The 7,052-nt window shown below is 41.8% G+C and carries 7 protein-coding genes; 5 read left to right on the forward strand and 2 right to left on the reverse strand.

All coding sequences use genetic code 11. The features are described from left to right. The first annotated feature begins 190 nt into the window (after window positions 1-190). The 3 genes from ABJT94_RS15735 to ABJT94_RS15745 are packed head-to-tail and all read left to right on the forward strand — an operon-like array spanning window position 191 to window position 3,913. Complete coding sequence (locus ABJT94_RS15735; protein ID WP_348483120.1) at window positions 191-1,423, forward strand: ABC-three component system protein; 1,233 nt, start codon at window positions 191-193, stop codon at window positions 1,421-1,423. Beyond that, on the forward strand, window positions 1,416-1,925 hold the full coding sequence (locus ABJT94_RS15740; protein WP_348483119.1) for an ABC-three component system middle component 4: 510 nt from the start codon (window positions 1,416-1,418) through the stop codon (window positions 1,923-1,925). Before ABJT94_RS15735 ends, ABJT94_RS15740 begins: the two co-directional genes overlap by 8 nt. Then, window positions 1,925-3,913, forward strand: coding sequence for a hypothetical protein (locus ABJT94_RS15745; protein WP_348483118.1), 1,989 nt, complete (start codon window positions 1,925-1,927; stop codon window positions 3,911-3,913). Before ABJT94_RS15740 ends, ABJT94_RS15745 begins: the two co-directional genes overlap by 1 nt. Window positions 3,914-4,604: 691 nt before the next feature. Here ABJT94_RS15745 and ABJT94_RS15750 read toward each other — a convergent pair. Next, window positions 4,605-5,090, reverse strand: a complete 486-nt coding sequence (locus ABJT94_RS15750) for a hypothetical protein (protein WP_348483117.1) — start codon at window positions 5,088-5,090, stop codon at window positions 4,605-4,607. A 1-nt stretch (window position 5,091) separates the two neighbouring features. Here ABJT94_RS15750 and ABJT94_RS15755 point away from each other — a divergent pair, with 1 nt between their 5' ends. Then, window positions 5,092-5,646, forward strand: coding sequence for a hypothetical protein (locus ABJT94_RS15755; RefSeq protein WP_348483116.1), 555 nt, complete (start codon window positions 5,092-5,094; stop codon window positions 5,644-5,646). A gap of 81 nt (window positions 5,647-5,727) precedes the next feature. Beyond that, window positions 5,728-6,525 (forward strand): competence protein CoiA family protein, encoded by a 798-nt coding sequence (locus tag ABJT94_RS15760; RefSeq protein ID WP_348483115.1) that lies wholly within the window; start codon window positions 5,728-5,730, stop codon window positions 6,523-6,525. A 316-nt stretch (window positions 6,526-6,841) separates the two neighbouring features. On the opposite strand, the gene ABJT94_RS15765 is transcribed toward ABJT94_RS15760, so the two are convergent. Then, a partial coding sequence (locus ABJT94_RS15765) for a hypothetical protein (RefSeq protein WP_348485192.1) occupies window positions 6,842-7,052 on the reverse strand: 211 nt, incomplete at its 5' end.

The raw sequence follows: 7,052 nt of genomic DNA on the forward strand, positions 1-7,052 counted from the left end.
AATTTAATGCTGAACGGTTCTGAAATGAGGGTTAACAGTGCTTTGGATCAGCATGGGCTTTTAAAATATCCTTGGATCATGTGCAAGGTTCCACAAGAACAAACTGTTACATTTCACTGCAGGTTTTGGCAGAGTTGCCAAAGGGAGTAAGGGGAAAAGATGTTATTGGTTCATATAATGGGAAAGCCAAATGATTGAATTCATTTCTCAGCAAAATAAAAAGAACCTAATCCTATTTGTTCATGGATTTTGCGGAGGAGAAGCGACCTGGCGGAATGGGGAGGCACGCTCCTTCCCTGAATTATTTTCCGATGATTTAGAAATATCAGAAAATTATGACATAGCCCACTTTTCATACTTCACCAAGTTACTAAACCTTTTCGCCAAGGCGGGCAAGGTTTCTACGCTTGTTAAGCGTATTTTCAGAACTTCACACGGAAAACTGGCCAATAATATAAGCATTGAGGAAATCGGAAACTTACTTAGAACTGAAACCCGATTCAAACTACAAACATACGACAATATTATCGTTGTTGCTCATAGTATGGGTGGATTGGTAACCAAAAGTGCTATTACAAAAGATATTGAAGAAAAGACACCATCAAAGATTAAGCTCTTTATCTCTTTGGCTGTACCCCACCAAGGAGCAGAGGCAGCAACTTTTGGCAAATTGATAAGTGACAACCTTCAGATAGAAGGACTTTCACCACTCAATGATTTTATTCACAAGATAAATGATGAATGGCTAAAAACCAGCTTAAGGCCAGCCACAAAGTATTTCTACGGCGTGCATGATTTGGTTGTCAAAAAAACAAGCGCCGTTCCGATAGATAATGAAAAATCGGATGCAATATCAGTAGATGAAGATCACACCAGCATTACGAAACCCGAGGACCCCGCCAGCACGATCGTTATGGCCGTCAAACAATTAATATTAGATTTTGAAAAGAATGATCCTGGCATATCAGCACTCGAACTCAAACAGCTTGAAGATGAAACGGACTTTGACAATGAACTGTTTGTCTTAAAATTAATCTCTGCCGATATACACAACACGACAATAAGAGAGGCCAAGGAGGCGTTTTTAAATGCAGAGTATATTAGGAAAATATTTAGTAGCGCTTCGGACCAAAAGCGACTGGCTGAATTATATAAAAAAATACGCAAGGTTTATCAGAATAGTTACACAAAATATATTCATGATGGCATCCCAAATTCTGGATTATTGTTGGCGGATGTACATGAAAAAATCATCAAAGAAGATAAGAATTTTTTAGACACGTTTATTCTATTTATAAACGCCATCCACAAACAAGGAATGCTCCACCAACTCGCCAACTCAAAAGATGAAAATATTTGGTGGGTAAAAGACGGGTCAATAGACTCACTTAGAGATCTCTTAGCGGAGGGTAAAGGTGAATAAACTTCCATATATCCAGCCAGAACGAGAGCTGCACTATAACTTAGGCATACTTCTCTTGATACTTGGGAGCCTTGCACAAACCTCCAGAAACAAGAAAGTACTAACTATTGACAAGATACAATCGTTCTACTTCCTAGTCACTAAACCTGCCTTCTTGAACAAAGTTCTAATGTTGGCAAACAAGCGCCAAATCGCCATTGATGATGTTGACTATTACACCGTGGACACACTTTCTGCAAATGTCGACGAGCTCTTTGATCGTGAGCGACTTTTGATCATGTTGAAAATACTTTCATCTAAAAAATATTTGTCGCCTGAATATTCCAACTCAGAAGGATTTTTGTTTGACCTGACAGATACCGGGAAATCTATCGCAAGCAAATTAGAGAGTGGGTACTTCCGAAAGATAAAACTGTTTATCGAACAACTTTCGTCGCTTCAATCGCAGAGCCCTAGCAAACTCAATGGGTATATAAATACAGTATTAAAGCAGGGAATATAATGAATCTCTCTCAAGGTTTACTTTTAAAAAATTTAATACTGCACGGGCATCGAAAAGATTATCGAGTTAAATTTCAGCCCGGAATAAACATAATTTATGGTGATGCTGACACAGGAAAGTCAAGCATACTCAGGCTTGTTTACTATCTTCTTGGTGGAAAGCAAATCAAGGTAGACGAAGAAATTTCTTCATCAGTCAAGTATGCGATCCTTGAAATAACCGTAAATGGAACACCCTACTGCATCAGCAGAGATATTTTCAATCCCACCAGGGATATTGACGTATATTCTTGCAAGTACTCTGAAATATCAAATTCCTTTCCCGAAAAATACAAATCTAGTATTGCCAAAGGAGATAATCAAAATAAAAGTCTTTCCGAATTTATTATTGAAACGCTAGAACTTCCCGCTGTTCGATTAAAGCAGGCCCCAACAAGAGATTCATCAGAAACAGCCAGACTTAGTTTTCTAGATTTATTCAAGTTTATTTACTTGGATCAAGACGATGTTGGTAGCACTCACATGCTAAACATTGGCAACCATGTACTTGAAACAAAAAATAGGGAAGTCTTTAAGTACATATTTAATGTTCTCGACTCTGGAATATCCGAGATAGAAGTAGATATAGCAAACAAAACACAAGAGAAAACACAGATTTCAAACCAGTACTCCGCTATAAGTCACTTTTTGTCTCAGACTGAATTTAAAAGCGCTGAAGTTTTAGATGAAGAAATAAGCAATATAGACAATATCAAAATTGAAGTGAAAGCCCAGCTTTCAGATTTGAACAAGCGAATGACGAGCGACAATGAACTATATGAAGGCCTCAAAGATGCCCTAAACACAATTAGTTTGAATATTGAGCAACAAGAAGAAGCAAAGAGCAAAGCCTTACGAAGCATTGAAAGATTTAGCCGACTCCTTAATGATTATCAGAATGACATTGATAAAATTGAATCAAGCCTATCAGCTAAAGAGTTTATCGGTAGAGACATACAGGAAAAAACAAACTGCCCTGTTTGCGAAACCATTATCGACATTGGTGACATATCCGAAAAATTTGATATTCCAAGCGATACACGTTTAAAAAACGAGTTGACCTCAATCAAAAGGAGATCGAAAGATCTTAAGCAGTTGATATCTGATAATAGATCGGATTTGAACTCCGCCAACGCCCTCCTTGCAGAACTTTATCTGGAGAAAAATAAAGCCAGAGAAATAATGGATGAAGAGCTTTCAAGTTCAATATCACCGTATCTAGCCGAGCGAGACGCGATAGTCAAAGAATTAGCACAACTTGATGAGCGGAGAGAAAAGGCAGTTCACTCTTTGCGAGTAAGGAATAAGCAAGCGGCGCTCGCTGAAAAAGTAGGCCGCCTAGAAGGAGCGATCGAGAAACTCAAAATCAAATTGGATGATCTAAAAAAGGACGCCCCGTCACTTGATAATGTTTTAAAAGATCTAGGAGCAGACATCAATAGGTTTATTCAGAAAGTAAAAATTAAAAACCACCAAGGCGTGGGAATAGACGAAAAAACATTTTTCCCAAAAGTCAGAAATATTGAATACAGAAAAATTAACTCGGGCGGACTTAGAACAATTATTTCTATCGGATACTTGGCGTCCATCTTACTGCAGAAGCTGCGTAAAGATACTAATATACCAGGATTATTAATGATCGACACCGTAGGAAAATTTCTTGGGAAAACCCCTGAAGATTCCGATGACAGTCAAATTGACAGCGAAAGTGATGTTGACGGTGTGGCAGATCCAGAGAAATACAGAAATCTATTCAACGCATTAGTAGCAGTTGCTGAAGAGTTCGATGATAAAGGTAAGCTCTGTCAGATTATATTGGTGGATAATGACATGCCTCGGGATGTTGCGTACGAAAACAAAGGTTTTGAAATAGCCCACTATAGATCTAACGGTATTAATGGGCTTCCAATTGGGCTGATCGATGACTGGGATTCAGTCCCTAAGAAATGATAGAGCTAATAGAGACAACCATCTTAGTGGCAATTGAAGCCGATTTCATCTAGGAAGAGAAAAGGCGTTTAGTGGTCAATGGTGAGGAAGGTCATGTGCGTAGAATTAAGGTGTTTAGTCCTAAAATCATAATTTTCAGGCACAGTAAAACCTCAGGTAATCCTGATATCGAATATTTCTATGGATGGTTAAGTTAAGTGCTGAGCAGTGGCAAGCCCCGGTGTTCGTTGGTACCCAAACCGCTGAAACTGGGCTTTGATTGACAGGGCCGTGCCCACTAAACCTTTAAACTGGCTCTCGAAATGCTGAGTGTTGTAAACCCAGTGTTCGGTATCAATATTGAGTCGTTCGAGAATCGGCGGAGCTTTCTGGTCGATGCTTCCGCGCTTGTCTGTGCGAATCTGTCTACCCGTCCAGTCAACCAGTTCAAGATAGTCCTGTAACCGGAAGGGTAGGCCTGCTGGCATATCCTGACGGGGGTACCCTACGAATGGAAACAAAGGTTGGGGCTGCTTTGGTTCAACGCTTTCAGGTTCACTTTGAGCAGTAGTAATGCGTTCTTTGACGGACGTAAAGTCGGAAGCTTCAGGAGCGTTGGCATCTGCGGGCGTATGGAGTTTAAATCGACGTAGGCTAGACAGGTTGCCAGTGCTTTTTCATCCAGTAATGCCTGGGATTTAAATCGACCTTCTCAGAATCGCCCCGTGCAAACGTCTTCTGCATTGGCCTGGCGGGCGATGTCTTCGTTCAGGGCCCGCATGAACCAGCTGATCGACATAAGACGTTCGCGCCATTCTGTTACCAGTTCTGAAAGGACGTTGAGTTGTTCTTCATACAGGTCTTTACCGGCCAAATGCTCATGACTCAAAAGGTTGCCAGCATACAGGGTATGCCAGCGTTGAATGACTTCGGTATCCGACCAGGCTTTGGCTTTCTCGGCGTTGATGTGAAGCACTATGTGGTAATGATTGGACATGACGGCATAGGCACAGATATCGAGCGCATATACCTCGGCCAACGCCTTCATACGCTGCTCAATCCAGCCACGGCGGTGCTCGTAGTCGTTACCGGAGTGTTCATCACGGCCGCACAGAAAGGCGCGGCGCACGCACCGTGAGGTACAGTGGTAGTAGGGGGTCGCCTCCAGGGCGATCTGGCTTTTCCTTGAACGCGGCATAATGTCTTACCCTGACGGCCCGTTTTGGTGGTGCTGTATAAACTACTGGATGGATGTTTTAGGGTCAAGTGTTATTGTGGATGTCCTGGCAGCACTCTTTTTGAGTCAAGTGTTAATGTGGATGTCCATCTTGCCCTTGGCATTTATAGGGGTGTTAACAATACAAATAGAGAGAGCTTTTATGGTAGCAACCAGGGAAGAATTTCAGCAAGCCCTTTTAAAACTGCGGGATAAAAGTCGCTTCCGCAACACCAAGTATCTTGATCTTTTGAATGCTCAATATTCATTTCCGAACCATACAACTACCGCAACCAAGTTGGCCCTGGCAGTTGGCTACGAGAACTATAATGCAGCCAATCTTCAATACGGTTCGCTGGGCCATGAACTTGCAGAAGTTTTAGGGTATACGCCTCCCGTGCGGAATAACGGAGAGCCGATGTGGTTCTGGACTCTTTCGACAGGCAGCGAGGCAGAATCTGACTCGGCTGGGCATTATGAATTTGTAATGCGTCCCGAGCTTGTTCAGGCATTGGAAGGAATGAAGTGGGTCAAGTGATTGTTAACTAGGTGATCAACGGGACGCTTAACCGCGCCGCTGTTTTGGGTGTTATATGTAAAAGAATCATAAGGTCGTTTAATGAGATACGCCATCGTCAATAATGAAAAAATTGTAGCGACTAAAGGCGCGAAGGGTGCCTGCCCGAGTTGCGGCTCAGATTTAATTGCAAAGTGTGGTGAGTTAAAGGTTAATCATTGGTCTCATCAAGGAAACCGTAACTGTGACCCATGGTGGGAAAATGAAACTGAATGGCATCGCGCATGGAAAGATAATTTTGTAAAAGAATGGCAGGAAGTAGTTCATACGGACGAAAATAGTGGCGAAAAACATATCGCGGACGTAAAAACGAATAGTGATTGGGTGATTGAATTTCAGCACTCGCAAATCAGCTTGGAAGAACGCAATTCAAGGAATAATTTCTATCCCAAGCTGATATGGGTCTTGGACGGTACAAGGCGCAAAAGAGACAAGGTAGCTTTCCACAGACTACTGGATGAGTTCTCAATAGAAAGCGATGATCCTAAATTTAATGCGATTATCGGCCAAGATGATTGCAGGCTTATAAAAGAATGGCATAAAAGCAATGCATTGGTATTTTTGGACTTTAAAGACGAAGATGAGTTGGGAAGGAAAACTATATGGTTTCTTTTTCCAAAAATAGCAGAAAACGAAGCATATTTGCTTTCAGTTTTACTAGATGATTTTGTTGATATGCACAAGATGACTGTATTCGACGAATTCATCGAAAACACTATTTCTCCTTTTATCAATAAGCTTGCGTACAAAGAGAAAATCAAAATCGAAATGGGGCAATCGAGAGAAAGAGAAGGAAAAGCAAGGATGGACATGCTTTTGTACGGAAGAAGAACTCTTTGATTATCGGGTTGATAAATGTACTCACATAAAACGCATAACAAGACGCTCGTTCAGACGCTGAACTTCACCCACTTTAGTGGACACCTCTAGATAACACATCTAGAGGTGGTTATGGCAAAGTACACTAATCCACGTAAAACGTGGCAGTATTCAACTGAGTTCAAAGTCCGGGCTGTCAAAATGAGCTACCAACCTGACCTTCAGAGTAAGCAGGTCGCGGATGGCTTGGGTATCCATCCATTTATGTTGTCACGCTGGCGTAAGGAGTACCGAGAAGGCCTACTCCAGGGCGACCGGAAAAAGCGAGTCGGTTTGTCTAAGAAGCGGAAAACGAAATCGTCCAAGCAAATATCAGAAACAGCGAAGCTGAAGAAAGAAGTTGAGCACTTGAAGAAGGAGAACGACCTTCTAAAAAAGTGGCAACAGTATCTGGCGGAAACCCATCAGAACGATTTGGATTCATCCACAGATACGGACAAACCTTCGGAATAGCTGCCTTGTGCCGGTGGCTGGGCGTTTCACGGAGC

Origin of the sequence: Saccharospirillum sp., assembly GCF_039982735.1 — a bacterium.
Lineage (GTDB): Bacteria > Pseudomonadota > Gammaproteobacteria > Pseudomonadales > Natronospirillaceae > Saccharospirillum.